The following is a 25,079-nucleotide window of genomic DNA, read 5'->3' as shown; positions in this document are numbered from 1 at the left end:
GCCCGGGAGGCTAGTGGACCCGGGCCGCGGGGCTGAGCGATTTTTCGGCGGGGCCTGGTCTCACCCGTACCGGTAGATCCCGGACATGTCCTCCAGCTCGTCCGGAGTGACGTCCCACGGGGGCAGGTTCTCGTTGCGGGCGACGATCCGGCCGTACTGGGTGCTGCCCCGGCCCGGCGGCTTGGCTGGGGCGTAGCGGTGTTTGCGGTGGCGTCGCTGCCAGCGCTGCCACTGCATGTCGACGAAGGCGTGGACCAGCCAGAACACCGGGTCGTTGACGGACGCGCCGCCGAGCATGACGCCACCGACCCAGCGATGGACCCGGTTGTGGTTGCGCCAGGGGTTGTCGCTGCTGCCCCAGCCCTCCATCTTGTTGCGGAAGCCCTTGGACACGGTGGAGTCCCACGGGGAGACGTCGTAGACGGGGTCCTTCAGCGCCCAGTTCAGATCGGCCCGGGTGGGCAGGTCGATCGGCCGGCGCGAGCGGCCCAGGTCCCGGGTGAGGAACTCGACGTTGGTGATCCTCGCCCTGAGGGTCCAGTTGCCCGTCGCGTAGGCGAACGGCCCGGTCATCACCTGCCGGTCCACGGGCCGTCCGTTGCCGCCGAGCAGATCGTCGGTCCACGGCACCGAGGTGGTCGAACGGTCCCGGGTCCAGTCCCAGTACGGCACCGTCACCGAGTCGTCGACGCGGCGCAGGGCGTTCTCCAGGTCCAGCACGAACCGGCGGTGCCAGGGCAGGAAGGAGGGCGCCATATGGGCGGCGCGCAGGCCCCGGTCGCCGTCCCCGCGGAAGTGCTCGATGTGCAGCCGTACGAACTCGTCGTACTCGCCGGTCCGTTTGACCTCGAGCAGGGCCTCGACGAACCGCCGCCGCTCGGTGCGTGTCAGCTTGCTGACGTTCTTACGCACGTACACCATGCTGTGCCTCCCCGTGCGGGTGCCCGCCGCCGAACGGCCCGGGGGCCAGGTCACGCAGCCGCCGCAGGGGCCCGAGCTCGTCGACGGCGGCGCGGGTCGCCTCCAGCGGCGTCCGGTACCAGCTGTAGTGGTCGACCATGCTCAGCCAGCTGCCGTCGGCACGGCGCATCAGATGCAGCGGCCGGCCGTCCACGGTGACCTGCCACTCGGCTCCGAGGGCGGAGAGGCCCTGGAGGGGAAGGGGGGCGCCCTGGATGCGGCGGCCGCGGTAGGTCTCGTCGAAGGGGGTGCCGGTGTCCGGCTGCACGTCCGCGGGTCGCGCGGGCCGGGAGGCGGTGACGACCGGGGCGAGCGCGACGGCGGCGGAGGCGAGCAGCACCCGCGCCACCTCCCGCCGTGTCCGCCTCTCCGGCTCGTTCCGCACCGGGGTGCCCTCCCCCTGCACCGCACCCACCGACACTCCGTCTGCGCTGACGGCCATCGCTCACTCCTCGTACGGTTCGGCTGTTCGTACGAGTAACCGTGCGGGGCGCTCCACGGTCACCGCCGAGGCGCCCATACGGTGCAATGGTCAGCTGGTCCAGAAGTCCCACCAGCGGGTCAGGATCAGCATGCCGACGATCCCGATGTGCAGTACGGGGAGCACCCAGGTGAACTCCGAGAAGAAGGTCTTCACGGGGTTCGGCGCGGGCAGGAAGTCGTGGCGTACGACGAAGGACGTCACGTACCAGAAGAGCGGGATGGTCCCGAGCCAGGCCAGGCAGCACCACAGGCACAGGGCGTCGATCCGGTACAGGGACTCGAACTGGAGCCAGGAGACGAACCCGACGCCGAAGAGGCATCCGGCGGCGAAGGTCAGCCAGTACCAGCGCGGAAACGCGGCCCCGGCCAGCAGGCTGACGCCGACGCAGATCACGATGCCGTAGGCCACCAGACCCAGCATCGGGTTGGGGAACCCGAAGGCCTCGGCCTGGTCGCTCTCCATGACGCTGCCGCAGGACACCACGGGGTTGAGGCTGCAGCCCGGGGTGAAGTCCGGGTCCTCGAGCAGCTTGAACTTGTCGAGGGTGATGACCCAGGAGGCCAGCAGTCCGGCCGCCCCGCAGACCACCAGCAGCAGGGCGAACGCGCGGCTGCCACCGGCGGTCGGGCGGATCGGCCGTGCGGAGTCGCTCGAGTCAGGGGCCATCGCGCGACCTTATCGACGGCCCGCGCCACTTCTCGGGGACCGCTCCCCCGTCCGGCCGACATCTCGACGGCCATCCGCCCGATCGGGGGACCGGGACGGGGATCGGGAGTGATGAACGGATCGGTGGATGGAGCGGTGAATGGAGGGGTGTGGTGCGGTGACTGGAGCGGTGTGGTGTGGTGCGGTGCGGTGCGTCAGCGGTAGACGCGGAGGAAGTCGACGTCGAAGGTGATGGGCGCCGGGCCGCAGGGGGCCGGGTGGTACGCGCCCGCGCTCAGCGACAGGTTGAGGATCAGATACGCCGACCAGCCGGGGCCCACGCCGGTGCCGTCGGAGAAGACGTGCTCGCCGTTGACGTACCACTCGACGCAGTGTTCGCCGAAGCTGGTGCCGATGCCGACCCAGCGGTCCGGGCCGATCGCGGCGGCGTCGGTGTGGTAGGTCGCGCCGTGCCGGACGTGGTTGGACAGCTCCAGAAGATGCGGGTTGTCCGGGTGGTACTCGAAGGAGTCGACCTCGTTCCCGCCGTCCTTCCAGGTCCACAGCGCCGGCCAGGCTCCGGTCCCGCAGGGCAGTCGGACGCCGGTCTCGACGTGGTCCCCGGTCCGCACCTGGAAGCCCTCGGCGGAGTACTCGGTGGTGAGCAGGCCGGTGTGCCAGGCCGGTCGGCCGTTCTCGAGGGTGCGGTGGGCCGGTACGGCGGTGAAGGTGGCCACCCCGTCGGAGACGGTGACACAGCGGGGGTCGAGCCAGTCCAGCTTGTTGTCGTCCGGGTTGTGGTCGCCGTAGCGGTAGGCGCTCGATCTGTCACCGACCCATCGCGTGCCCCAGGCGATCGGGGCGTCGAACTCCTCCGCCCAGACGAGCGACCTGCCGGGGGGTGCGCTCGGCGTGGAGGTGTCGCTGTAGGTGGTCATGGCGGCGAGGGTAGGCCCTGGGACGGCTCCGGACGGACCGACTCGGCGGAGGCGCGGGCAGACAATTCCGAAATTCATCTTTCCGACCAGATGTCAATCCCTGGGAATCTCTCTGCGCATTACATTCTTCACTCCACCGACTTTCATGCGTATGGCGTAACGCGTCGCTTTTGCAGGGCCGTTGGACTGCTATGTTCTCCAACCGTCGGATCAGAGGTACTTTCAAGCGAGGTGAATCATGAAGAAGGCAGTTTTCACCACTGCGGCGTTGGCCATCGGTGCGGGTCTTGTGGGTGGCTCCGCCGCCGCGGCGGTCGCCGCCGGAGGTTCGGGTGTCTCCACCAGTCCGATCGGCGGGCTCATGTCCCCGACCAAGGTGACGCCGGCGGTCGTGCCCGCGGCCGACGTCGTGACGCGGCTGGCCCGTGACGGCGGTGTCGCCAAGGGCAGCGCGTTCGACAAGCGCAAGTCGGGAGGCATGTCCGGTGTCTACCTGGACGGCATGGACCCGAACGCCGCGAAGCGGCCCACCATTCCGGTGAAGAACCCGGCCGGAAGCGGCGAGGTCCAGATCCACCCGCTGCACGCGCCGACGGCCACTGGCCTCGGCACCCTGCTTCCCAACAAGTGACGACCCGGCAACCCTTTGAGTCGGCCGTACCGGCGTATGCCGGCCCCGGAATTCTGAGACTCTGATCCGGTTCTCGACAGCCGGAGACCACGGACAGGCCCGGATGCCGAATCCGGACCCGCGACCCGGTCTCCATATACGGCGGCCGCACCCACTGCCCCCGTGCATCATCCGTCCGGCCCACCGGCCCTCACCCGCCGGTGGGCCGGATGCATGTCGGCGGCGTTCCGGCCGCTCTATTCGGCCCGTCGCACCGCGGATTTCGCGCGTTGCGCCATCCGAAGGAATCTGGCCGCGTTTGATTGTTCCCGCCGTGACTTATGCATGCATATACGGGTTTCCTTTTCGTAAGCGTGCGCAACCGTGAATTCAGGAAGGAACCGAGTTGAGCAAGAAGTTCGCGGTCATCACGGCCCTCGCCCTCAGCACCGTCGTCGGCACCGCCGGCCTTGCCTCCGCCGGCGAGTACGACGGCAACGGCAAGACCACCACCGTCAAGGGCGGCAGCGGCTTCTCGTCGGCCCCCGTCGTCGTGAACGCCCCCCAGCAGGGCGTTCTCGTCGTCAACGGCACCCTCGTCGACGGTCGCTGCCTCGCCCCGTGGTCCAACGGAGCCGTTCTCGCCGGCACCGTGGCACCGAACTCGCGGTACGCCTCCTGCAACACCGCCAAGATCGACCAGGCGCAGAACGCCGTGTCGGCGAGTGGCCTGCTGATGTGACCTCCGCTGCGAACTGTTCCCAGCGGTACGTGAATTACCCCAACGCAGCCCCGAAAGGCGCAACTCATGCGTAAGAAGGTTACGGCCATCTCCGCGCTCGCGGCAGGCATCGCCCTCGCGACCGGTGGTACCGCGGCCGCCGACTCCGACACCACCACGGTCAAGGGCGGCAGCGACTTCTCGTCGTCCCCGGTCGTCGTCAACGAACCCCAGCAGGGCATCGCCATCGTGAACGGCACGGTCGTCGACCTCCGCTGTGCCGCGCCGTGGTCCAACGGAGCCGTTCTCGCCGGCACCGTCGCGCCGCACTCGCGCTACGCCGCCTGCAACACGGCCAAGATCGACCAGGCGCAGAACGCCGCGTCGGCGGCTGGCCTGCTGATGTGACTCCTGCTCCGAGGAAATCGGAGCAGGTAAACCCCGAACGCAGTCCGGAAAGGCTCAACTCATGCGTAAGAAGGTTACGGCCATCTCCGCCATCGCCGCGGGCATCGTCATCGCGACCGGTGGCACCGCCACGGCCGACGGTGACACCACCACGGTCAAGGGCGGTAGCGGCTTCTCGACGTCCCCGGTCGTCGTCAACGAACCCCAGCAGGGCATCGCCGTGGTCAACGGCGCCCTCATCGACGCCCGTTGCCTCGCCCCGTGGTCCAACGGTGCCGTCCTCGGCGGCGTCGCCGCGCCGCGCTCGCGCTACGCCTCCTGCAACACCGCCAAGATCGACCAGGCGCAGAACGCCCCGTCGGCGGCTGGCCTGCTGATGTGACCAGTGCTTCACCCGATGGCGGTCCGCCGGATTTCCGGCGGACCGCCATCGGTGTTCGGGGGCCTTTCGGTCTTCGGGGGCCTTTCGGCGAGAGCTCCTGCGCACACAAAGACCGTGGGCCCTGTCTGCGTCAGCGTCAGACAGGGCCCACGGTCAAGGAGCGCCGGCAAGGAGGAAAGAGCGCCCATTCACTGGGTTCAACGGCGCCTATCGCTCCGTGGTCACCCCGAGTCCTCCATTCGGCCCAAATTGAATACCAGAGGGCAATCCCACTCCCCCGTACATGCCGAAGGGCCGGCTCCGATTGATTCGGAGCCGGCCCTGGTCATCGAGCCGAAGGCCAACGGCGCGGCAGAAAGGAACGAGGGGTCCGCCGGAGGCGGCTACTTGATCGGGAGTCCGCCGAGCAGACGGCCGTCGACGGGGTTGGGCAGGGCGCCGCCGAGGACGGGGGTCTTCACCATGCCCTGCGACTGCACGCCCTTCTTCACCTTGTCCGCGGTGCGCTTCACGTTGTTCCCCACGTAGCCCGTCGGCACCTTGGCGGCCGAGGGGAGGCTGCGGGCGACCGTCTTGCCGTTGTCGACGAGGCCCGACGACGGCATGTCCACCGCGGCGGCGCCGGGCACGGTGGCACCGGCGATGGCGAGGGACCCGACGACGACGGCAGCAGCCTTGAGGTTCTTCATCATGTTCCTTTCCAGGAATTACACGGTCTCGGTTCTCCTGGGCTAACGAGGAGGGAACCCCCGGGAAACCCCCGTGGCGCCAAATGGGTGGTCCCGTGAATGAAACAACTCCGAAAACACCACCGTTCCGCCACACTTGACCGCTTCTCAGATAAGTATGGATAAGTGTCTTTATTCGAAAGGGCGGCCTCGGTCATGCGCATTGCGCCGCACATCCTGCATGTCGCCCAGCCCGTCGAGGGCGGTGTCGCGCGGGTCGTGACGGACCTGGTGGCGGCCCAACTCGCCGCGGGACTGCGGGTGTCCGTGGCCTGTCCGCGGGGCGGCACGCTGGGGGACGACCTCAGGGGCCTGGACTGCACGGTGGTCCGCTGGGACGCGACCCGCGCGCCGGGGCGCCGACTCCCGGGCGAGGTACGGCAGTTGTCGCGCGTGCTGCGCTCGGTGCGGCCGGACCTGGTGCACGCGCACAGCGCCAAGGCCGGGCTCGCGGCCCGGCTGGCGGTGCGCGGTGCTCTGCCGACCGTGTTCCAGCCGCACGCCTGGTCGTTCGAGGCCACGGACGGGGTCGTCGCGCGACTGGCGTTGAACTGGGAGCGGTTCGGGGCCCGGTGGGCGACGCGGGTGCTGTGTGTGAGCGAGGCCGAGCGGCGCACCGGGGTGCGGTCCGGCATCGACGCCCGGTGGCGGGTGGTCCCCAACGGGGTCGACACCTGCCGGTTCCGGCCGGACGGAGACCGCGCGCGCCGCGGGGCGGGACCGCTCGTGGTGTGCGTGGGCCGGCTGTGCCGTCAGAAGGGGCAGGACGTGCTGCTGACGGCCTGGCCCGAGGTGGTGCGGCGGGTGCCGGGCGCGCGGCTGGTGCTGGTCGGTGACGGTCCGGACGCGGACGAACTGCGCTCGGGTGCGCCCGAGTCGGTGGAGTTCGCCGGGGCGACGGCCGACACCGGGCGCTGGTACCGGGCCGCGGACGTCGTGGTGCTGCCGTCCCGCTGGGAGGGCATGGCACTCGCCCCGCTGGAGGCCATGGCGTGCGGCCGGCCGGTCGTCGTCACGGACGTGGACGGGGCGGGCGAGAGCCTTCCGCCCGGCCGTCCGCCGTCCTGTCCGGTGCCGCCGGAGGACCCCGGCGCGCTGGCCCGGGCGCTGACGGCGCTGCTGCTCGACGAGCCGCTGCGCGCGGAGCTCGGCGCCCAGGCCCGGGCGCATGTGCTGGCCCGCCACGATCTGCGGCGCGCCACGGACGCGGTGACCGACGTCTACCGCGAGTTGCTCGGCCTCGCCACCACGCGGGTCGTCGAATCGAACGGGGGCAGGGAGTGCGTCACCACATGACCGCGGAGAGCACCGTCGCCTCGCCCGGGCAGCAGCGGACGGCGCAGGACACCGTCACCGTTGTCGACGCGCGCGGCCGGGCCGCCGGGCGCCGGGCCGCCGGGCGCTGGTCGCGTCTTCCCCGGCCGGGCTCCCGGGCGCCCCTGTGGCTGGTCGACGGCGGGGCCGCGCTGTCGGCCGCGGTGCTGGTCCTGCCCGCGCCGCACCGGTTCTCGCCGGTCGTCGTGGTGCTCGTCCTCGGTGTGATCGGGTTGAACCGCCGGGCGGCGCTGTACGACACCTTCGTCGTCCCCGGCGTACTCGACGAACTTCCCGCTGTCTGCGGCCGGATCGCCGTCGGCTGGGCGGCGGTCGTGGCGGTCTCGCCGTTGTGTTCGCTCCCGCTGGCCGTGCTGGTCGCCGTGGTCACCGTGCACTGTCTCGCGGCCTGTGCGGGCCGTGAGGCGGTGCACGGGCAGCGGCGCCGGGCGCTGCGGCGGCACCCCTGTCCGGCGCTGGTGGTCGGCCCGGTCGCGGTGGCCCGGCTGGTCTCGGCCGCGCTGCTGCGCCAACCGGGCTGCGGGGTACGGCCGGTGGGACTGCTCGCCGACGATCCGGACGTCCTCGGCGACGCCGACGACGAGGCCGGGCTGCCGGTGCTCACCACGGCGCAGGACGCGCGGCGGGCGGTGATCCAGAACGGGGTGGAGACGGTGCTCGTCGTGGGGGCCGCCACCCGGACGGAGAAGGCCGCCGTGCTGCGGGGGCTGGCCGCGTACGGCTGTGTGCTGTGGGAGCTGGACGCGGATCCGCCGCCGTACGGCCTCGGCGGGTGCCGTCAGGGGGCCGGGCAGCTGGCCGGGTTCTCCCGCAGGTTGCTGGGGTCGGAGGGCGGACGGCGGCGCGGGAGCGTGGGCAAGCGGGTGCTGGACGTGGTGCTCTCGGGTCTGCTGCTGGTGCTGGCCGGGCCGGTGCTGCTGGTGTGCGCGGCCGTGCTGCGGGTCATGGACGGGCCGGGTGTGGTGTTCCGGCAGGAGCGGATCGGCAAGGACGGGCGGCCGTTCACGATGCTGAAGCTGCGCACCCACCGGCCGGCCAGCGCGCACGAGGCGGCGACCCGCTGGAGCGTGGCGAACGACCAGGACATGAGCCCGTTCTGCCATTTCCTGCGGCGCACCTCGCTGGACGAGCTGCTCCAGCTGTGGAACGTCTTCCGCGGCGACATGAGCCTGGTCGGGCCGCGGCCCGAACGGCCGTACTTCGTCGCGAAGTTCAGCCAGGCCCATCCGGGCTATCCGGCCCGCCACCGGATGCGGACCGGGATCACCGGGCTCGCGCAGATCAACGGGCTGCGCGGTGACACCTCGATCGAGGACCGCTGCCGTTACGACAACGCCTACATCGACAACTGGTCGCTGTGGCAGGACGTCTGCATCCTGCTGCGCACGGTGGCCCAGTTCGTCCGGCCGACAGGGAGCTGAGCACCGGTGAGTACGTCCCCCACGGCCGCTGCCCCGCTCGCGCCGCCCCGGCCGAAGCCGCGGTCCCCGCTGGCCCGGCCAGGCCTGCGTCTGTCCGCGCTCCCCGTCCGCTCCGCCCTGTCCGCCCCGTCGCTGCTGTCCGTGCTGCCCGTCCTCGCGGTCGTCGTCCTGCTGGGGCTGCCGGTCACGCCGGGCGGCTCGGCCACGCCCGCCGACGCCGCCTCGGGACTGGTCGTGCTGTGCGCGCTCGTCCGGGCCGTGCGAGGGGCGCGGCGTCCGCTGACCCGGACGGCGGCGGTCCTGTTCGGGCTGCCCGTGGTGGGCGTCGCGGTCGCCGCGACGGGGGCGCTGACCACCAGTGACGCGCTCGCCGGACTGGCCCGCTACCTCCAGGTGTTCGTGCTCGTCCCGGTCGCGGTGCTGCTGCTGGTGCGCGACCGGCGGGGCGCGCGGCTGGTGCTGTGGTCCCTGGTCGGCCTCGCGCTGTGGCAGGGGGCCATCGGGGTGCACCAGAACCTCACCGAGACCGGGGCCCTGTACCAGGGGGCCGACATCCGGGCGGTGGGCACGTTCGGGCCGTCCGACGTGATGGGGATGGCGACCGTCGTGGCGTTCGGCGTGGTGGCCGCGACCGGACTCGCGCTCGGTACGCGGGCGCGGCGAGAGCGGCTCGTGGCGGCCGGGTGCGCGCTGGCTCTGCTCGTGCCGCTCGCGCTGTCGTTCAGCCGGGGCGCCTGGATCGCCACGGCGTTCGCCTGCGGGGCGCAGCTGCTGCTGGTCGGGGTGCGACGGGCGGCGACGGTGTTCGCGGCGGCGGCCGCGGCCGCGGTGGTGCTGGTGGGCGGGCTCGGCCTGGGCGCGGCGACCCTGCAGGAGCGGTTGACCAGCGTCACCCACGTCACCGACGCGCCGGACCAGTCGGTCGTCGACCGGTACACGATGTGGGCCGCGGCGGGCGAGATGTGGCGCGGGCATCCGCTGACGGGCGTCGGGCTGAAGGCCTTCCCCGCGCACCGGGACGGCCATGCCTCGCTCGCGCTGTCGTCGGGCAGCGACACCGCCGGGGCCGGCCAGGCCTTCCGTCGCCAGCCGCTGCTCTCCCCGCACAACATGTACCTGCTGCTCCTCAGCGAGCAGGGCATGCTGGGCCTGCTCGCGTTCGCGGGCAGCTGGCTCGCCCTGCTGGTGATCGCGCTGCGCCGGCTGCGGCGCGGCGGACGCGCCGTGCGGGACTGCGCGCTCCCGGCGTGCGGGCTGCTGCTGTGGCAGCTCGTCAACTTCCTGTACGCCGACATCGGCGGCCCCTCCACCATCCTCGCGGGGGTCTGCCTCGGCCTCGCCGCCTGGTGGGCCCTGGCCCCCGACCGGGCGACGGCGCCGACCACGGCGGGGACGCGATGAGGCCCCGCCCGCCCACGACCGCGACCGCCCCCGAGCAGGCGCCCGGACAGGCGCCCGGCGGGGACGCCCCGCCCGTCGCCGAGGGCGTCCGCCCCGCCCCGCCGACCGTCCGGCGGACCGGCGCGCCCTCACGGCGCTTTCTCGCCAGGGCGACGCTGCTCTCCGCAGCGCTGTCGATGGCCGGGGCGGTCCTCGGACTCGGGCGGGACCAGACGCTCGCCCAGCTGTTCGGGGCCGGGGTGGACAGCGACGCGTTCCTCGTCGCGTGGACGCTGCCCGAGATGGCGTCGACACTGCTGATCGAGGACGGGATGGCGTTCGTGCTCGTGCCCGCGTTCAGCGTGGCGCTGGCGCGGCGGGCCCGTGGGATCGGCACGCCCGACCCCGTGCGCGCCCTGGTGACCGCCTCGCTGCCGCGGCTGTGCCTGGTCCTCGCCGGCTCGGCCGCCGTGCTCGCGGCCATGGCGCCGCAGGTCGTCTCCGTGCTCGCGCCCGGCCTGCCCGACCCGGCCCTGGCCGTGTCCTGCACCCGGCTGACCGCGACCTGCGTGCTGAGCTTCGGGCTCGCCGGGTACTTCAGCGCGGCGCTGCGGGCGCACCGCGCCTATCTCGCGCCGGGCGCCATCTACATCGCCTACAACCTCGCGATCATCGCGACGATGTTCGTGCTCGCCGACCGCTGGGGCGTTCGGGCCGCCGCGCTCGGTGTCGCGATCGGCGGATGCGTCATGGCCGCCGTACAGGCGCCGTCGCTGTGGCGGCGGATCACCGCGGGCCGGGAGCCCGGTCGCTTCGCGCCGGTGTCCGGGTACGACGGGGACGGCGAGGACGGCGGCCGGACGCTCGTGCCGGCCCTGGTCTGCGCGGTCCTGCTGTTCACCCTGTGCCGGCAGTCGCAGGTCCTCATCGAGCGCTACTTCGCCTCCGGGCTGCCCGCCGGCGCCATCTCGCACCTCAACTACGCCCAGAAGGTCGCCCAGTTCCCGATGTCGCTGGCGATGATGGTGTGCGTCGTCACCTTCCCGGTGGTGGCGCGGGCCATCGCCGAGGGCGATCTGCGGCGGGCCCGGGACCGGGTCGAGCGGGACCTGACGCTGATGGGCTGCCTCGTGCTGTTCGGCGCCGCCGTGGTCGTGGCCTGCGCCCCGCAGATCGTCCAACTCCTCTTCCAGCGCGGCGCGTTCACCGCGCAGGACACCGCCGCGACCGCCGCCGTCATGCGGGTGTACGCGGTGGGGCTGCTCGGGCACACGCTCGTCGGGGCGCTGGTGCGGTCGTACTTCTCGACCGGCCGCACCACCTGGTTCCCGCTGCTCGCCATGGGGGCCGGCGCGCTCGCCACCGCCGTCCTCAGCGCCTGGGCCGTGGACCCCTGGGGTGCGCGCGGCCTCGCCGCGGCCAACGCGGCCGGCATCACCCTCACGGCACTGCTCCTGCTGAAGGGACTGGGGCCGCGCAGCGTGCCCGTCGGTGTCCGCTCGGTCGTCGCCGAGTTGTCGCGGCCGGTGCGCGCGGCCGTGTGCGCCGCCGGAGCCGGGCTGTTCTGCGCGGGGCGGTTCGGCTCACCCACGGCCGCCCTCGCCGTCGGCTGCGCCTGCGCGACCGTCGTCTTCCTGTCGCTGGCCTGGATCCTCGACGCGGCGGGCGTCCGGGCCCTCCTGCTTCCCGTCACGCACTCCGTCCGTAGCTCCCTCACCCGAAAGCTTCGCCATGGTCGCTGACATCTCCGCCGCCCCACGCGCGGCCGAACCCGATCCCGACCCGGTCGCGGGGGGACACCCGAGAAAGGGTCCCGCCGCCTGGGTGGCCATGTACCACTCCGTCTCCGACTGCCGGGACGACCCGTACAACGTCACCGTCACGCCCGACCGCCTGGACCGGCAACTCGGCTGGCTCGCCGCGCGCGGGCTGCGCGGGGTGAGCGTCCGGGAGCTGCTCGCGGCACGCGCCAGGGGCGCCGAGCGCGGCCTGGTCGGGCTCACCTTCGACGACGGGTACACCGACTTCCTCAGCCACGCGGTGCCCGTGCTGCACCGCTGGGGCTTCTCGGCCACGGTGTTCGTGCTGCCCGGGCGGCTCGGCGGCGAGAACTCCTGGGAGCCGACCGGCCCGCGCAAACCCCTGTTCGACGCGGCCGACGTCCACCGCGCCGTGGCCGCGGGCATGGAGATCGCCTCGCACGGCATGACCCACCTCAACCTGACCAGGACCACCGACGAGGTGCTGCACTCCGAGGTCGAGGAGAGCCGGCAGCGGCTCGCCGCCCTCACCGGAGGCGACGTCGACGGCTTCTGCTACCCGTACGGCTGTCTCGACGAGCGGGTGGTCGCCGCCGTGCGCCGGGCCGGGTACCGCTACGCCTGCGCGATCTCCCCCGGTCCGGCCGGCTCCGGCGACCTCGCGCTGCCCCGTATCCACCTCGGGCAGGCGGACATCTCGCTGCGGCTGGAGCTGAAGCGCCGCCTGGCCCGGTACTACGGCCGCGCCCTGGAGGCCGTGTGAGGGCCCTGCACGTCATCACCGGCCTCGGAGTGGGCGGCGCGGAACAGCAGTTGCGGCTGCTGTTGCGGCACCTGCCCGCGCAGTGCGACGTGGTGACGCTGACCAACCCCGGCTCCGTCGCGGCCGGCCTGGCCGCCGACGGCGTCCGCGTCGCCCACCTCGGGATGAGCGGCAACCGTGACGTCGACGCGCTGCCCCGCCTCACCCGGCTGATCCGCGCCGGCCGCTACGACCTGGTCCACACCCATCTGTACCGGGCCTGTCTGTACGGCCGGGTCGCGGCGCGGCTCGCGGGGGTCGGGGCCATCGTCGCCACCGAGCACTCGATCGGCGCGAGCCGGCTGGAGGGCCGGCCGCTGAACTCGGGGGTTCGCGCCCTCTACCTGGCCGGCGAGCGCCTGGGTCGTGCCACGGTCGCCGTGTCGCCGACGGTGGCGCAGCGGCTGCGGCACTGGGGCGTGCCCGGGCCGCGGATCCGGGTCATCCCGAACGGCATCGACGCGCCCCGGTTCCGCTTCGACGAGCGGCGCCGCGAGGAGGCCCGGGCGTTCCACGGGCTGCCGCCGGACGCGTACGTCGTCGGCGGCGTGGGGCGGCTCACCCCGGGCAAGCGGTTCGACGTGCTCGTGCGCGCCCTGCACCAACTGCCCGGCGACGTACGGCTGCTGCTGGTGGGCGCCGGCCCCGAGGAGGCGGCGCTGCGGCGGACCGCGCAGCAGCTCGGGGTCGCCGAGCGGATGGTGCTGACCGGCGAGCGCCCGTATCTGCCCCTGGCCGGCGACGCCGCGCCAGGCCTCGCCGCCCTGCTGTCCGCGATGGACGTGCTCGCCTCGCCGTCGCCCGAGGAGGCCTTCGGCCTGGCGGTGGTCGAGGCGCTGGCGGCCGGGCTCCCCGTGCTGTACGCGAGTTGTCCCGCCATCGACGACCTGCCGCCCGACGCGGCCCCGGGTGCCCGGCGCGTCCGGGGCGGGGCGGAGGCGTACGCGCGGGAACTGCTGCGGCTGCGGGCGGTGGGGCGGTACGAGCGGACCGTCCCCGAGGTCGTACGCCGCTATGACATCGCGCGTACCGCGCGGCAGTTGATGGATCTGTACACGGCCGCTCTGGCCGGCTCGAACCTGGAAGTGAGTTCCTCATGACAGACAACCCCACTGAGGGTGCCCGGGTGGCCGACCGTCCGCGCTCGCGCGTGCTACGGCTGGCCTCGTGGTGGTGGCTGCCGGCCGCCGCGCTGGTCGGTGCCGCGGCAGGCGGCGCCTACGGCCAGCTGAGACCTCCGCAGTACACGGCGACCAGCTCCGTCGTCGCCGTGCCGAACGGCACGACCGAGGCCGACTGCACCGACGCGCTCGGCTTCGCGCAGGCGTACGGCCGGGTCGCCACGCAGCTCGCGGTGCTCGGTGACGCCCAGGTGTGGGCGGGCGTACCGGTCTCGACGCTGCGCGAGAGCGTGGACGTGGCGACCTCGCCGGACGCGCCGATGGTGGCGGTGTCGGCGACCGCGTCGAAGCCCTCGCAGGCCGTCGACATCGCCAACGCCGTGTCCCGCGCGCTGATCACGGAGGCGGACCACAGCCGTTCGCGCACCGGCATCCGGCTCGAACGCCTCTCCCGTGCCCTGAAGCCCACCGAGCCGTCGTCCGCGTCCCCGGCGCTGGCCTCGCTGGTGGGCGCGAGCGCCGGCGGGCTGCTGGGCGGCCTCGCGCTGCTGGCCCGGCCGCGGCGTGCCGCGGAGGACGACGACGACCAGGGCCATGCCTCGGTCCCCGGCCCGGCAGGCGCCGCCGACGCCCGCGGGACGCTTGGGTGAGCGGGTACGGGCGCGCGCTGTCGGTGGAGGTGTGCACCGACGAGCGCGCCTTCGCGGAGCTGGCCGGCGACTGGGAACGCCTGCACGGCGCGTGCCCGTCCGCGACGGCCTTCCAGAGCCATGCCTGGCTGCACTCGTGGTGGCAGTCGTACGGCAGGCCGGGCCGGCTGCGGCTGGTGCTGGTGCGCAAGGGCGGTGCGCTGGTGGCGGCGGCGCCGCTGATGCGGGTGCGTCGGCCGCTGCCGGCGCTGGTGCCGATGGGCGGTGCCATCACCGACATCTGCGATGTGCTCATCGACGACGAGGTGGCCGGGCCGGCCGCCGGGGCGCTCGCGGGCGCGCTGGCCGAGCTGGCGCGCACCTGTCTGGTCGACTTCCGTGAGGTGCGGCCGGGTGGTGCGATGGAACGCGTCTACCTGTGCTGGCGCGGGCCGCGGCACCGGATGCCCGACTCGGTGTGCCTGGAGTTGCCCGCCGTACCGATGGACGAGCTGGTCGGGCGGCTGTCGTCGCGGCACGCCCAGCGGGTCCGCAACAAGGTGAACCGACTCGCGCGACTCGGCATCGAGTGGCGCCTCGTGCGCGGCGAGGAGACCGACGCTGCGCTGCGTCGGCTGCTCGCGCTGCACCGGCTGCAGTGGCAGGGCCGGCGGATGTCGACGGAGCACGCGCGGCCGCGGTTCCTGGAGCATCTGGTCCGCTCGGCGGCGCCGATGACCCGGTCCGGGCAGGCGGCGGTGATGGAGTTCCTGCTCGACGGGACGGTGGTGGCGGTCAATCTGAACCTGCTGTCGGGACGGCCGGGAGGACTGGCGGGCACCTATCTCTACGGCTTCCATCCGCAGCTGCGGGAGCGGAAGGTGGACGTGGCGGCGATGCTGCTGCACGCGTCCACCGAGCACCTCGCGTCGGTCGACGGGCACCGGGTGCTGAGCCTGCTGCGCGGTGACGAGCCGTACAAGTACCGCTGGCACCCCAAGAGGGTCGTCAACCAGCGTCTGCTGCTGGCCCGGCGCCGCACCGCGCCGCTGCTGGCGGCCGCCGTCGCGGAGGCGGGGGTGCGGCAGCGGGCCAAGCGGGTGCTGCGCCGCGAGGCGGATCAGGCGGAGCAGGCGCAACCGGCCGATCAGCAGTAGCCCCCGGCCGGTCCCGTCACTCAGGCCACTCCACACACGCCCGGAGTTTCCCGCCGACCTGGTGCTTCAGCCATTTCGCGAGCTCCAGCGGGGTGCAGCGCGGCAGCTGCGAGGGCATGGGCGTCGGCGCGGACGTCGCCGTCGATGTCGGCGTCGGTGCCGGTCTCGGTGGCTGGGTCTGGGTCATGGGCCGGTTCGGGACCGGGACCGGCGGCCCCGGTTTCGGCTGGGGGGTGAGCGGGGTGGAGAGCAGGACGCGGTACAGGGCGGAGGCACGGGGGTTGTCGGAGCACAGCCACACGCCGTGCGGGCAGTAGTCGGTGATGGTGTTGTACAGCGGCTTGTGCTCGTTCATCCAGGCGAGCATGCGCAGCATGTACGTGATGTTGTCGCCGTTGTGGAACAGGCCCCATTCCGGGTACGAGATCGGCTTGCCGTGCGCGCGTGCGAAGTCGACGTGGTGCTGGAGGCCGTAGGGCTCGGAGACCTGTTCGTCGAAGCTCGTCCCGCGAGGCTGGTCGTAGGCGTCCATGCCGATGATGTCGACGACGTCGTCGCCGGGGTAGCACTCGGGCCAGGGGATCGCGTCCATGCCGCGGCTCGGGGCGAAGTCGAACCTGAAGTGCTGGCCGTAGACCGAGCGCATGACGCCGACGATGCGTTTCCAGTACCGCTTCCAGCTGTCCGGGTCGGGGGCGCAGCGGTGGGTGTAGCTGAGGCCGTTCATCTCCCAGCCGAGCACGATGACCGTGTCGGGTACGCCCAGGTCGACCAGGCGTTGGGCCAGCACCCTGAAGTGCTCGTCGAACGCGCCGTCCGCGCCGCGCCGCAGCAGCTCGCGCACCTCGGCGTCGGGCAGGTTGTCCTCGTTGCGCTCCATCATCGGCACGTTCAGCACGAGCATCCGCTCGGCCCTGGCCCGCCGCCAGTCGGCCCAGCTGTCGAGGAACCCGGGCGCCCCTTCGATGTTGCGCCACACGTCCCCCGGCAGATAGGTGTGCCCCACCCGTGGCTCCTGGCCGTCCAGCCAGCGACCGAGCTCCTGCATCCGCTGCACACCGGCGGGCCCGAAGTGCAGGTACGCCCCGAACGCCGGGCCGCGCGCGACGACGCCCGGCGGGGAGTGGGCACCGCCCGGGGGCGTCGAATGGTCGGAGGAGACCGCGAAGGCCACCCCCGGCCCCAGGGCAACCACCCCGAACAAGCCGGCAACGAGGAACGCCGTCCCGCGGCGAACGGTCCGACGAGAGGCAGGGGCCATGCATCCTCCTTGGTACGGCTGCGCCTTCGGAGCTCCTTCCATTCCTGATACATAGTCATATACGCGCACATAGCACCAACGGAACGCACCCGAATGGCGCCCCGCCCGCCGCCTCCCTCCCCCTCGGCCCACTCCTCGCCTCAGCTCTGGTACAGCGCCTCGATCTCCCTCGCGTACACCCCCATCACCGCCTGCCGCTTCACCTTCATCGACGGCGTCAGCATCCCGTTGTCCTCGGTGAACTCGCCCTCGACCAGGGCGAAGGCGCGGATCGACTCGGCGCGGGAGACGGCCTCGTTGGCGTGGTCGACGGCCTTCTGGACATCGGCTCGGAGGCGGGGGTCCGCGAGGAGCTCGGAGAGCGGGGTGTCGGCGGGCATCCTGCGTACGGCCAGCCAGTGGGTGACGGCGTCGGGGTCGAGGGTGATCAGGGCGGCGACGAAGGGCCGGTTGTCGCCGACTACGAGGCATTGGCCGATCGGGGGACGGCTGCGCAGGCGGTCCTCCAGGACGGCCGGGGAGACGTTCTTGCCGCCGGAGGTGACGAGGATGTCCTTCTTGCGGCCGGTGATGGTGAGGTAGCCGTCCGCGTCGAGGGAGCCGAGGTCGCCGGTGGCGAACCAGCTGTCCTGGAGTACGGCGTCGGTGGCGGCCGGGTTGTTCCAGTAGGCGCCGAAGACGATGCCGCCCTTGATCAGAACCTCGCCGTCGTCGGCGATGCGGACCGCCGTGCCGGGGACGGGCCGGCCGACCGTGCCGGGGCGGGGCTTCAGGGGCGGGACGATGGTGGCGGCGGCCGTCGTCTCGGTGAGGCCGTAGCCCTCGTAGACCATGATTCCGGCGGCGTAGAAGAACAGGTTGAGGTCGCGGTCGAGGGGGGAGCCGCCGCTGATGGCGTAGCGCATGCGGCCGCCCAGCTCCTTGCGGACGCGGCGGTAGACCAGCAGGTCGTACAGGGCCCACGCGGCGTAGAGGGTGGGGGTGGGGCCCTTGCCCGTGCCGAGGAACTTGTTCAGGTACGCCTCCCCGAAGCGGACGGCGACGCGGTCGGCGCGGTCGAATGAGGCGCCGCGGCCCATCTTCTCGGCCGTCGCCCGGCCGGTGTCGTGGATCTTCTCGAAGAGGTAGGGGACTCCGACCAGGAAGGTGGGGCGGAACTTTCTGAGGGCCGGGCGGAGTTCGTCGGGCTTGATGCTCGGGCAGTGGCCGACCTCTATGCGGGCCATCAGACAGGCGATCTGGAGGGTGCGGCCGAGGATGTGCGCGAGGGGGAGGAAGAGCAGAGTCGAGGCGGTCTGCTGGGTGACCTCCTTGAAGACGGGGTGGAGCAGTTCGACCGTGTTGGCCGCTTCGGCGTACAGGTTGGCGTGGGTGAGGACGCAGCCCTTCGGCCGGCCGGTGGTGCCGGAGGTGTAGCAGACGGTCGCGATGGTGTCGGGAGTCAGTGCCGTGCGGCGCTTGGTGACCTCCTCGTCGGGGACGTCACGGCCGAGGGCGGTGAGTTCGGCGAGCGCGCCCGCGTCCAACTCCCAAATTCTCGGGGCCTGTTCGTGCCGCGCCGTCCCCCTCGTCACGGTGGCGGTGTTCTCGGCGGTCTCGGTGACGACGTGGCGGGCGCCGGAGTCGCGGACGATCCACTCCACCTGGTCGGTCGAGGAGGTGGCGTAGACGGGGACGGTCTGGCCGCCGGCGGCCCAGACGGCGAAGTCGAGGACCGTCCACTCGTAGCGGGTGCGGGACATCACGGCGACCCGGCCGCCCGGTTCCAGGCCGGCCGCGATCAACCCGGCCGCCACGGCGGTGACTTCACGGGCGAAGGCCGCGGCCGTCACCGGCTGCCAGGTGCCCGCCCGCTCTCGGCGGAGGGCCACCGCGTCGGGGGCCTCGGCCGCGTTGGTGAACGGCAGGTCGGCGATGCTGCCGGTGGTGACGTGCGGGGCGAGGGCCGGGGTGCGGGCCTCGCGGACCACACCGTCGGCGTCCTTGACGACCTCGACCCTGGTGCGGTCCATCAGGTCGGTGCGCTGCTTCGCCCGCCTCAGATCCTTGCGTACGCCCATGGTGACTCCCGGGTACCAGCCGTACTTACCGGGGAGTCAACTTACTCATGCGTAAGGGAAGGTCAATGGTTCACGCAAAGTGCGGGCCGGTGCCTGGGTACGTTGCTGTACCAGCACCCCCCACGGAAGGAACCCCCGTGCACTCCCGACGTCTCCGGTCCGCCCTGGTCGCCGTCTGCGCCGCCACGGCCGTGTCCCTCGCGGGCGCCGCACCCGCCGCCGCGCACCCCTCGACGTACGCGTCGACCCACGCCTCGCCCCCCGTTCGGGCGGCCGCCGTCTCCCCCGGACTCACCCCGCTCACCGACCTGTTCGCCGAACGGCTGCTCCTCGCCGACAAGGTCGCCGCCGCCAAGTACGGCACCGACAAGCCGATCGACGACCCGGTGCGTGAGCGGCAGATCCTGGACGACGTGGCCACGCGGGCGACCGGGCTCGGCCTCGATCCGGACGGGGTGAAGGCGGTCTTCCGGGACCAGATCGAGGCCAACAAGCTGGTACAGCGGGGACTGTACGCACGCTGGGACGCGCACCCCGAGGAGCGCCCGACCGAGCGCCCCGACCTGGTCAAGGAGGTCCGTCCGCAACTCGACCGCATCACCACGGAGTTGCTGCGCGCCCTCCACGACACCGGGCGGCTGCGGACGCCCCCGTCGTGCGAGCCTCGGCTGGCGGTGGCCGCCGTGCGGTCCGCGTACGGCCATGAGCTGGACGCGCTGCATGTCGAGGGCCTCGTACGGGCGCTGCCCTCGGTCTGCGCGGACTCCTGAGGCGCCGGGCCCGCCGCACCGCCGCCGCGGTCGACCGGCAGCCTCGGTCGCGCCGCGGCCTCAGTCGCACCGTTCTCCCAGTCGAACGCCGCCTCAGTCCAGCAGCCGCTCCGCCCGGCCGATGGCCTCCGCCAGCTGTCGTACGTCCTCGTCCTCCGTCTCCTTCGCCAGGTCCTCGGCGTGGTCCCCCAGGTCGCCCAGGGACGGTGCGGCGGGCAGGGAGCTCCAGCGGCCGTCGCCATCACCGTCGCGGAGGGCGTCGGCGAAGTAGGCGGCGGTGGTCGTGACCTGGAACCTCGCGGAGGTGTCGTCGAGGGAGTCGTGCAGGGAGCCGGTCTCCAGCTGGCCCGACCTCTCATGCGGGGCGCGGGTCTTCGGGTCGAGCCAGCGCACGCTCGCCGTGGCGAGGTGGCCCTCGGTGCCGGGCCTGGTGCGGACGGCGTAGAGGGCGGTGACGGTGTGGCCGGGGCCGATCTCGCCGCCGTCGACGCTGTCGTCACGGAAGTCGTCGTCGGCGACCTGGCGGTTGTCGTAGCCGACGAGCCGGAACTCCTTGACCGTCTCCGGGTCGAAGGCGACCTGGGCCTTGGCGTCGCGGGCGGTCAGGTCGATGTTCCGGGGCAGTTGGCGGCTGAAGACCTCGCGGGCGTCGGCCTCGTCGGAGACGTACACCGTGTGGCCGTCGCCCTTGTCGGCGAGGCGTTCCATGAGGGCGTCGCCGTAGTCGCTGCCGACGCCGACGCCGAAGAGGGTGATGCCGTGTTCGCGGCGTTCGGAGGCGATGCGTTCGAGGATGGTGTCGGCGTCGGTGTCGCCCGTGTTGGCCAGGGCGTCGGAGATGAGGACGACGCGGTTGGTGGCGCCCTCGCGCAGGCCCTCGACGGCGGTCTCGTAGCCGGTCTCCATGCCCGCGCCGAGGTTGGTGGAGTCGGTGGGCTCCAGGCTGTCGATGGCGTCGTGGATCTCGTCGCGGTTGCCGTCCAGGCGGGTCATCGGCAGGACCGTCTCGGCCTCGTCGCTGAAGGTGACCAGGGCGACCGAGTCGTCGTCGCGGAGCTGGTCCGTCATGTGTCCGAGGGAGTCCTGGGCGAGGTCCAGGCGGCCCGGTTCGGCCATGGAGCCGGAGATGTCGATGACGAAGGTGAGGGCGGCGGGTGGACGCTCGCCGGGGTCGGCGGCGGGGCGGGTGGCGAGGCCGACGCGGACCAGGGACCAGTCCTCGCGGTCGGTGCGGGCGCCGTCGACGGTGACCGTGAAGCCGTTGCCGTCGGGGCGGTCGTAGTCCTGGCGGAAGCTGTTGACGAACTCCTCGGGGCGGACCGTCGACGGGTCGGGCAGCCGGCCCTCGGCGAGGGTGCGGCGGGCGTAGCCGTAGGAGGCGGTGTCGACGTCCAGGGCGAAGGTGGAGAGGTGGTCGGGCTCGGGGGCGAAATCGCGGGAGTCCTCGTTCTCTCCGTCGCGCCGTTCGCCCTGGCTGTACGCGGGGGCCGGGAAGCCCTCGCCGCCTCCCTTGCTGTCCCGCGCGTGGTTCCCGCTGTCGTCGCTGTCGCTCCCACCGCATCCGGTGAGCAGCAGACCGCCCGCCGCGGTGAGTGCGAGAAGTGTCCGGTGCAGCCGTCGTGTGCGGTACCGCTCCATCGTCCGTGCCCCCTTGGTCCGTTGACGTCGACTTCTGTGACTGTGACGGGCCAGGGGGCCGGAACGTGCGCTACGGAGCGTTGCGGATGAGTCTCGATGAGGGCACGGTGACGGGCCGTCGAGACCGGTGGGTGATCTTCCGTTGACCTACGACACCACGTCCTTGCGGGCGAAACCGCGGAAGGCCAGCGCGAACAGCACGACGGCGTACGTTACCGACAGGGACGTGCCCTGGATCATGTCCGACCACTCCAGCTGGGGTCGTACGGCGTCCAGCCAGGCGTACTGCCAGTGGGCCGGCAGGAAGTCGCGCCAGTCGCCGAGGGCCGTCACCTCGTCGAGGACGTTGCCGATGATGGTCAGGCCGACCGCGCCGCCGACCGCGCCCAGCGGGGCGTCGGTCCTCGTGGACAGCCAGAACGCCAGGGCGGCGGTGACGAGTTGGGAGATGAAGATGTACGCCACCGTGATCAGCAGGCGCTGGGCCGCGGTTCCGGCGGCCATGGAGTCGCCGGTGGGGAGCTGGAGCGGGCCCCAGCCGTACGCCGCCGTGCCCACCGCCAGCGCGACGACCGGGAGCAGGATCATCGCGGCCAGGCTGAGGGTGAGGCCGACGACCAGCTTGGACCACAGCAGCCGGGCCCGGGGCACGGGCGCGGCCAGCAGATAGCGCAGGGAGGACCAGCTGGCCTCCGAGGCGACCGTGTCCCCGCAGAACAGGGCGACGGGGACGACGAGCAGGAAGCCCGCGGAGGCGAACAGGTTGACCGCGGCGAAGTTCGCCCCGGACAGCGTGGCCGTGTCCATCAGGTTCACATTGTTGTTGCCCGAGCCCGGGCCGCCGCCCACCTGGAAGGCGATCAGCAGGACGAACGGCAGGGCGAACAGGATGCCGCCCATGACCAGGGTGCGGCGCCGCTTCAGCTGCCGGACCAGCTCGACCCGGATCGGCAGCGTACGGCCCGCGCGGTAGCCCTCGGCGACCTCCGCGCGGACGGTCGTCGTGCTGCTCATGCGGAGTCTCCGATCAGGGTGAGGAAGGCGTCTTCGAGGCGGCGGTGCGGGCCGACCGACTCGACGGGCACTTCCAGCCGGACGAGTTCGGCGACCAGGCGCCGTGCGCTGCCGTCCGCGTCGAGCCGTACGACCAGGCCGGCGTCGGCGCGGACCGCCGAGGCCACGCCCGGCAGGGCGGCGATCTTCTCGACGACGGGCTCGTCCACGGGCTCGGTCGTGCCCACGAGGAGCGTGTCGCCCGAGCCGACGATCTCCCCGACCGGGCCCGCCTGGACGAGTTGGCCGTGGTCCATCACCACGAGGTGGGTGCAGGACTGCTCGACCTCGGACAGGAGGTGGCTGGAGACGATGACCGTGCGGCCCGCGGCCGCGTAGCGGATCATGACCTCGCGCATCTCACGGATCTGTGGCGGGTCGAGGCCGTTCGTCGGCTCGTCGAGTATCAGCAGGTCCGGCAGGCCGAGCATGGCCTGGGCGATGGCGAGGCGTTGGCGCATGCCCTGGGAGTAGGTGCGGACGGCTCGGGCGAGTGCGTCCCCGAGGCCGGCGATCTCCAGGGCCTCGTCCAGGTGGGCGTCCTGCGGCGGGCGGCCGGTTGCCTGCCAGTACAGCTCCAGGTTCGCGCGGCCGGACAGGTGCGGGAGGAAGCCCGCGCCCTCGACGAAGGCGCCGACGCGGGAGAGCACGGGGGCGCCGGGCGCGATGGCGTGGCCGAAGACGCGGATCTCGCCGCCGTCGGGCCTGATCAGGCCCATCAGCATGCGCAGGGTCGTCGTCTTGCCCGCGCCGTTCGGTCCGAGCAGGCCGAGCACCTGGCCCTTCTCCACCCGGAAGGAGAGGTCCTTGACCGCGTACCGGTCGGCGGACTTCGCGTAGCGCTTGCTCAGGTCGGTGATCTGGAGCGGCACTTCGGCCAGTGCGGGGTCGGGGGCGGCGGGTGCCGCGGTGCGGCGTCGTCCGGTCGCCAGCAGGACCAGCGCGATCAGCCCGCCGGCCAGCGGCAGCCACCACACCCAGGCGGGCAGCCCCGTCGGCGTGTTCGTGTCGCCGAGCGGTGTCGGCACCGACAGGTCGCCCTTGAGGGAGACGGTGTACGTCGCCGGGGCGGTCGGGGAGGCGTAGCCGAGGTCGGTGGAGGCGAGGACCAGGCGCAGGCGGTGACCGTCGTCGATCTCGTGGTCGATCGCCGGGAGGGTGAGGGTGACGTCCTTGCCGGCCTTCGCGCCCTCGACCTTGAGGGGCTCGACGAGCTGCGAGGGCAGCACCTGACTGGCCTGGCCGCCGGGGCCGACGTCGTACAGCTTGGCGAAGAGCACGGCGTCGTCGCTCGTGGACTTCACATGGACGGTGGCCTTCGGGGACCCGGTGATCTGGAGGTCCTCGCGGACGGGCGCCGACTCGAACGCGGCGAACTGGCCGGGGAAGTCGAGGGACACGCCGATGCCGAGCGAGGACAGCTGGGCGAGGCCGCCGGCGCTGCCGAGGCCGGGGAGGGCCGACACGGCGGGCGGGTTGGCGCCGGCCGGGTTCTGGAAGCTCTGCTCGCGCCCGTTGAGGGCGATGGAGCGCCGGTCGCCCTCCAGGCCGGGGTACTTGTCGGCGCTCACGCCGCTCAGCCGGGTCTCGCCGTCCCCGCTGCCGGTGCCGAGGGTGCGGGTGACGCGGAAGGCGGGGCCGGTGTCAGCGGCCTTGTCGTCCTTGAGGTAGCGGTCGAACCAGGTCCGCACCCGCTCCTGGATCCGGCCCGTCTCCATGTCGCCGCCGTCGTGGCCGCCCGCGATCCAGTCGACGTCCACGGGGGCGCCGTTGGCACGGATCGCCTTCGCGGCGGCGTCGGCCTGGTCCAGCGGGAAGAGGGAGTCGGTCTGGCCCTGCATCAGCAGAGTGGGCACCTTGATGCGGTCGCCGACGGCTGAGGGCGAGCGTTCTTCCAGCATTCGCTCGGCCTGAGCGTCCGGGGTGCCGGACTCCGCGACCCGCTCGTACATCTCGCAGATCGGCGTCTCGAACTTGTCGCAGCCGCCGGCCGAGTTGACGAAGATGCCCGCCCAGAGCTTCTTGAAGACGCCGTTAGGGAACAGCGCGTCCGACAGGTTCCAGTAGGTGATCGCCGGGGCGATGGCGTCGACGCGGTCGTCGTGCCCGGCGGCGAGCAGGGAGATCGCGCCGCCGTAGGAGCCGCCCGCCATACCCACCCGCGGGTCGCCGGCCTTGTCGAGCTCGACCTGGGGCTGCTTCGCCAGCCAGTCGAGCAGCCTGGAGACGTCGGCGACCTCGCCCTTCGGGTCGTTCAGCCCGACCTTGCCGGTCGACTTCCCGAAGCCGCGGGCCGACCAGGTCAGCACGGCGTAGCCGTCCCGGGCGAGGTCCCGGGCCTGCTCGCGTACGTCGTTCTTGCTGCCGCCGAAGCCGTGCGCGAGGAGGACGGCGGGGCGGCGTTCGCTTCCGGCGGTCGTGAAGTACGAGGTGTCGATGCGTACCCCGTCGCCCATGTCCATGACGCGGTCGGCGTGCCGCACCGCGGGCGGGGCGTCGTCGGCGACGGCGGTCCATGTCCCGGCCCCGGCGAGGACGACGACGGAGGCCGCGCCGGCGATCCACCGGCGCGGCCTCCGTACGCGCCCGCGCAGGCCGGGCAGTCGAAGATCCATGTTTCAACGGTACGGGGTGAAGCTGTCGGTCAGTTATCGACCGAGGGCTGAATCCCGGCCCCTTCCGTGGGGGTACGGCGGGGGGTTTGTCTACCGCGTTCGTGGTACGGCGGGGGAGATCTCGGGGCCTTCCGTGGTCTGCCGGGTGCGGGTGCGTGGGGGTTGATCGCGCCCACGCGGCGGAGCCGCACATCGATACAG

The 25,079-nt window shown here is 72.5% G+C and carries 23 protein-coding genes; 13 read left to right on the top strand and 10 right to left on the bottom strand.

The annotated features are described in order from the left end of the window. Nucleotides 1-60: 60 nt before the first annotated feature. The 4 genes from ACFZBP_RS16030 to ACFZBP_RS16015 form a co-directional block, all read right to left on the bottom strand. Entirely contained in the window at nt 61-921 is an 861-nt protein-coding gene (locus tag ACFZBP_RS16030) for a tyrosinase family protein (RefSeq protein WP_383451429.1), read from the bottom strand. After that, nucleotides 905-1,402 (bottom strand): tyrosinase family oxidase copper chaperone, encoded by a 498-nt coding sequence (locus tag ACFZBP_RS16025; protein WP_383451431.1) that lies wholly within the window; start codon nt 1,400-1,402, stop codon nt 905-907. The genes ACFZBP_RS16030 and ACFZBP_RS16025 overlap by 17 nt, the downstream gene beginning before the upstream one ends. A 90-nt stretch (nt 1,403-1,492) precedes the next feature. Continuing rightward, a complete protein-coding gene (locus ACFZBP_RS16020) occupies nt 1,493-2,110 on the bottom strand; it encodes a vitamin K epoxide reductase family protein (protein WP_383451433.1) in 618 nt (205 codons plus the stop codon). A gap of 194 nt (nt 2,111-2,304) precedes the next feature. Then, a complete protein-coding gene (locus ACFZBP_RS16015) occupies nt 2,305-3,027 on the bottom strand; it encodes a beta-glucanase (RefSeq protein WP_391413565.1) in 723 nt (240 codons plus the stop codon). A gap of 238 nt (nt 3,028-3,265) precedes the next feature. Between ACFZBP_RS16015 and ACFZBP_RS16010 the strand changes: the two genes are divergently transcribed. The 4 genes from ACFZBP_RS16010 (at nt 3,266) to ACFZBP_RS15995 (ending at nt 5,148) form a co-directional block, all read left to right on the top strand. Next, a complete protein-coding gene (locus ACFZBP_RS16010; protein ID WP_383451437.1) occupies nt 3,266-3,658 on the top strand; it encodes a hypothetical protein in 393 nt (130 codons plus the stop codon). Nucleotides 3,659-4,043: 385 nt separating this feature from the next. Next, nucleotides 4,044-4,379, top strand: coding sequence for a hypothetical protein (locus ACFZBP_RS16005; RefSeq protein ID WP_383451439.1), 336 nt, complete (start codon nt 4,044-4,046; stop codon nt 4,377-4,379). Between the two features lie 66 nt (nt 4,380-4,445). Next, entirely contained in the window at nt 4,446-4,766 is a 321-nt protein-coding gene (locus tag ACFZBP_RS16000; RefSeq protein ID WP_391413562.1) for a hypothetical protein, read from the top strand. Between the two features lie 61 nt (nt 4,767-4,827). Next, the gene (locus ACFZBP_RS15995) at nt 4,828-5,148 is read left to right on the top strand and encodes a hypothetical protein (protein ID WP_383451443.1); all 321 of its coding nucleotides are present in this window, start codon (nt 4,828-4,830) and stop codon (nt 5,146-5,148) included. Between the two features lie 383 nt (nt 5,149-5,531). Here ACFZBP_RS15995 and ACFZBP_RS15990 read toward each other — a convergent pair whose 3' ends face one another. Then, nucleotides 5,532-5,840, bottom strand: coding sequence for a hypothetical protein (locus ACFZBP_RS15990; protein ID WP_383451445.1), 309 nt, complete (start codon nt 5,838-5,840; stop codon nt 5,532-5,534). A 192-nt stretch (nt 5,841-6,032) separates the two neighbouring features. Here ACFZBP_RS15990 and ACFZBP_RS15985 point away from each other — a divergent pair, with 192 nt between their 5' ends. The 8 genes from ACFZBP_RS15985 to ACFZBP_RS15950 all read left to right on the top strand — a co-directional run bounded on the left by ACFZBP_RS15985 (nt 6,033) and on the right by ACFZBP_RS15950 (nt 15,481). Continuing rightward, on the top strand, nt 6,033-7,172 hold the full coding sequence (locus ACFZBP_RS15985) for a glycosyltransferase (protein WP_391413560.1): 1,140 nt from the start codon (nt 6,033-6,035) through the stop codon (nt 7,170-7,172). Next, nucleotides 7,169-8,632 carry an exopolysaccharide biosynthesis polyprenyl glycosylphosphotransferase gene (locus ACFZBP_RS15980; RefSeq protein ID WP_391413558.1) on the top strand — a complete coding sequence of 488 codons (1,464 nt, stop codon included), beginning with the start codon at nt 7,169-7,171 and terminating at the stop codon, nt 8,630-8,632. Before ACFZBP_RS15985 ends, ACFZBP_RS15980 begins: the two co-directional genes overlap by 4 nt. 84 nt (nt 8,633-8,716) lie before the next feature. Next, nucleotides 8,717-10,033 (top strand): O-antigen ligase family protein, encoded by a 1,317-nt coding sequence (locus tag ACFZBP_RS15975; RefSeq protein WP_391414110.1) that lies wholly within the window; start codon nt 8,717-8,719, stop codon nt 10,031-10,033. Continuing rightward, nucleotides 10,030-11,754: a lipid II flippase MurJ gene (gene murJ, locus ACFZBP_RS15970; protein ID WP_391413556.1), complete on the top strand. Its 1,725-nt coding sequence runs from the start codon at nt 10,030-10,032 to the stop codon at nt 11,752-11,754. The genes ACFZBP_RS15975 and murJ overlap by 4 nt, the downstream gene beginning before the upstream one ends. Continuing rightward, nucleotides 11,744-12,535, top strand: a complete 792-nt coding sequence (locus tag ACFZBP_RS15965; protein WP_391413554.1) for a polysaccharide deacetylase family protein — start codon at nt 11,744-11,746, stop codon at nt 12,533-12,535. The genes murJ and ACFZBP_RS15965 overlap by 11 nt, the downstream gene beginning before the upstream one ends. Continuing rightward, on the top strand, nt 12,532-13,674 hold the full coding sequence (locus ACFZBP_RS15960; RefSeq protein ID WP_391413552.1) for a glycosyltransferase: 1,143 nt from the start codon (nt 12,532-12,534) through the stop codon (nt 13,672-13,674). The genes ACFZBP_RS15965 and ACFZBP_RS15960 overlap by 4 nt, the downstream gene beginning before the upstream one ends. Next, the gene (locus ACFZBP_RS15955) at nt 13,671-14,345 is read left to right on the top strand and encodes a lipopolysaccharide biosynthesis protein (protein ID WP_383451459.1); all 675 of its coding nucleotides are present in this window, start codon (nt 13,671-13,673) and stop codon (nt 14,343-14,345) included. Before ACFZBP_RS15960 ends, ACFZBP_RS15955 begins: the two co-directional genes overlap by 4 nt. After that, entirely contained in the window at nt 14,342-15,481 is a 1,140-nt protein-coding gene (locus ACFZBP_RS15950) for a GNAT family N-acetyltransferase (RefSeq protein WP_391413549.1), read from the top strand. Before ACFZBP_RS15955 ends, ACFZBP_RS15950 begins: the two co-directional genes overlap by 4 nt. A 16-nt stretch (nt 15,482-15,497) precedes the next feature. Here the strand turns inward: ACFZBP_RS15950 and ACFZBP_RS15945 are convergent, their stop codons facing one another. Together ACFZBP_RS15945 and ACFZBP_RS15940 are read right to left on the bottom strand one after the other, a co-directional pair. Continuing rightward, on the bottom strand, nt 15,498-16,742 hold the full coding sequence (locus ACFZBP_RS15945; protein WP_391413546.1) for a glycosyl hydrolase: 1,245 nt from the start codon (nt 16,740-16,742) through the stop codon (nt 15,498-15,500). A gap of 140 nt (nt 16,743-16,882) precedes the next feature. Next, on the bottom strand, nt 16,883-18,802 hold the full coding sequence (locus ACFZBP_RS15940) for an AMP-binding protein (RefSeq protein WP_391413544.1): 1,920 nt from the start codon (nt 18,800-18,802) through the stop codon (nt 16,883-16,885). Nucleotides 18,803-18,939: 137 nt separating this feature from the next. On the opposite strand from ACFZBP_RS15940, the gene ACFZBP_RS15935 reads away from it, so the two are divergent. Beyond that, nucleotides 18,940-19,572, top strand: a complete 633-nt coding sequence (locus tag ACFZBP_RS15935) for a chorismate mutase (RefSeq protein WP_391413542.1) — start codon at nt 18,940-18,942, stop codon at nt 19,570-19,572. 93 nt (nt 19,573-19,665) lie between these two features. Here the strand turns inward: ACFZBP_RS15935 and ACFZBP_RS15930 are convergent, their stop codons facing one another. The 3 genes from ACFZBP_RS15930 to ACFZBP_RS15920 form a co-directional block, all read right to left on the bottom strand. Further along, complete coding sequence (locus tag ACFZBP_RS15930) at nt 19,666-21,210, bottom strand: von Willebrand factor type A domain-containing protein (protein ID WP_391413540.1); 1,545 nt, start codon at nt 21,208-21,210, stop codon at nt 19,666-19,668. A gap of 147 nt (nt 21,211-21,357) precedes the next feature. Then, nucleotides 21,358-22,224, bottom strand: coding sequence for an ABC transporter permease (locus ACFZBP_RS15925; protein WP_391413538.1), 867 nt, complete (start codon nt 22,222-22,224; stop codon nt 21,358-21,360). Continuing rightward, nucleotides 22,221-24,878, bottom strand: coding sequence for a CocE/NonD family hydrolase (locus ACFZBP_RS15920; RefSeq protein ID WP_391413536.1), 2,658 nt, complete (start codon nt 24,876-24,878; stop codon nt 22,221-22,223). The genes ACFZBP_RS15925 and ACFZBP_RS15920 overlap by 4 nt, the downstream gene beginning before the upstream one ends. Nucleotides 24,879-25,079: the final 201 nt, after the last annotated feature.

The organism is Streptomyces sp. NPDC008086 (assembly GCF_042957325.1).
In the GTDB taxonomy this organism is placed as follows: domain Bacteria; phylum Actinomycetota; class Actinomycetes; order Streptomycetales; family Streptomycetaceae; genus Streptomyces.
This window is presented reverse-complemented; position numbering and strand designations above follow the sequence as displayed.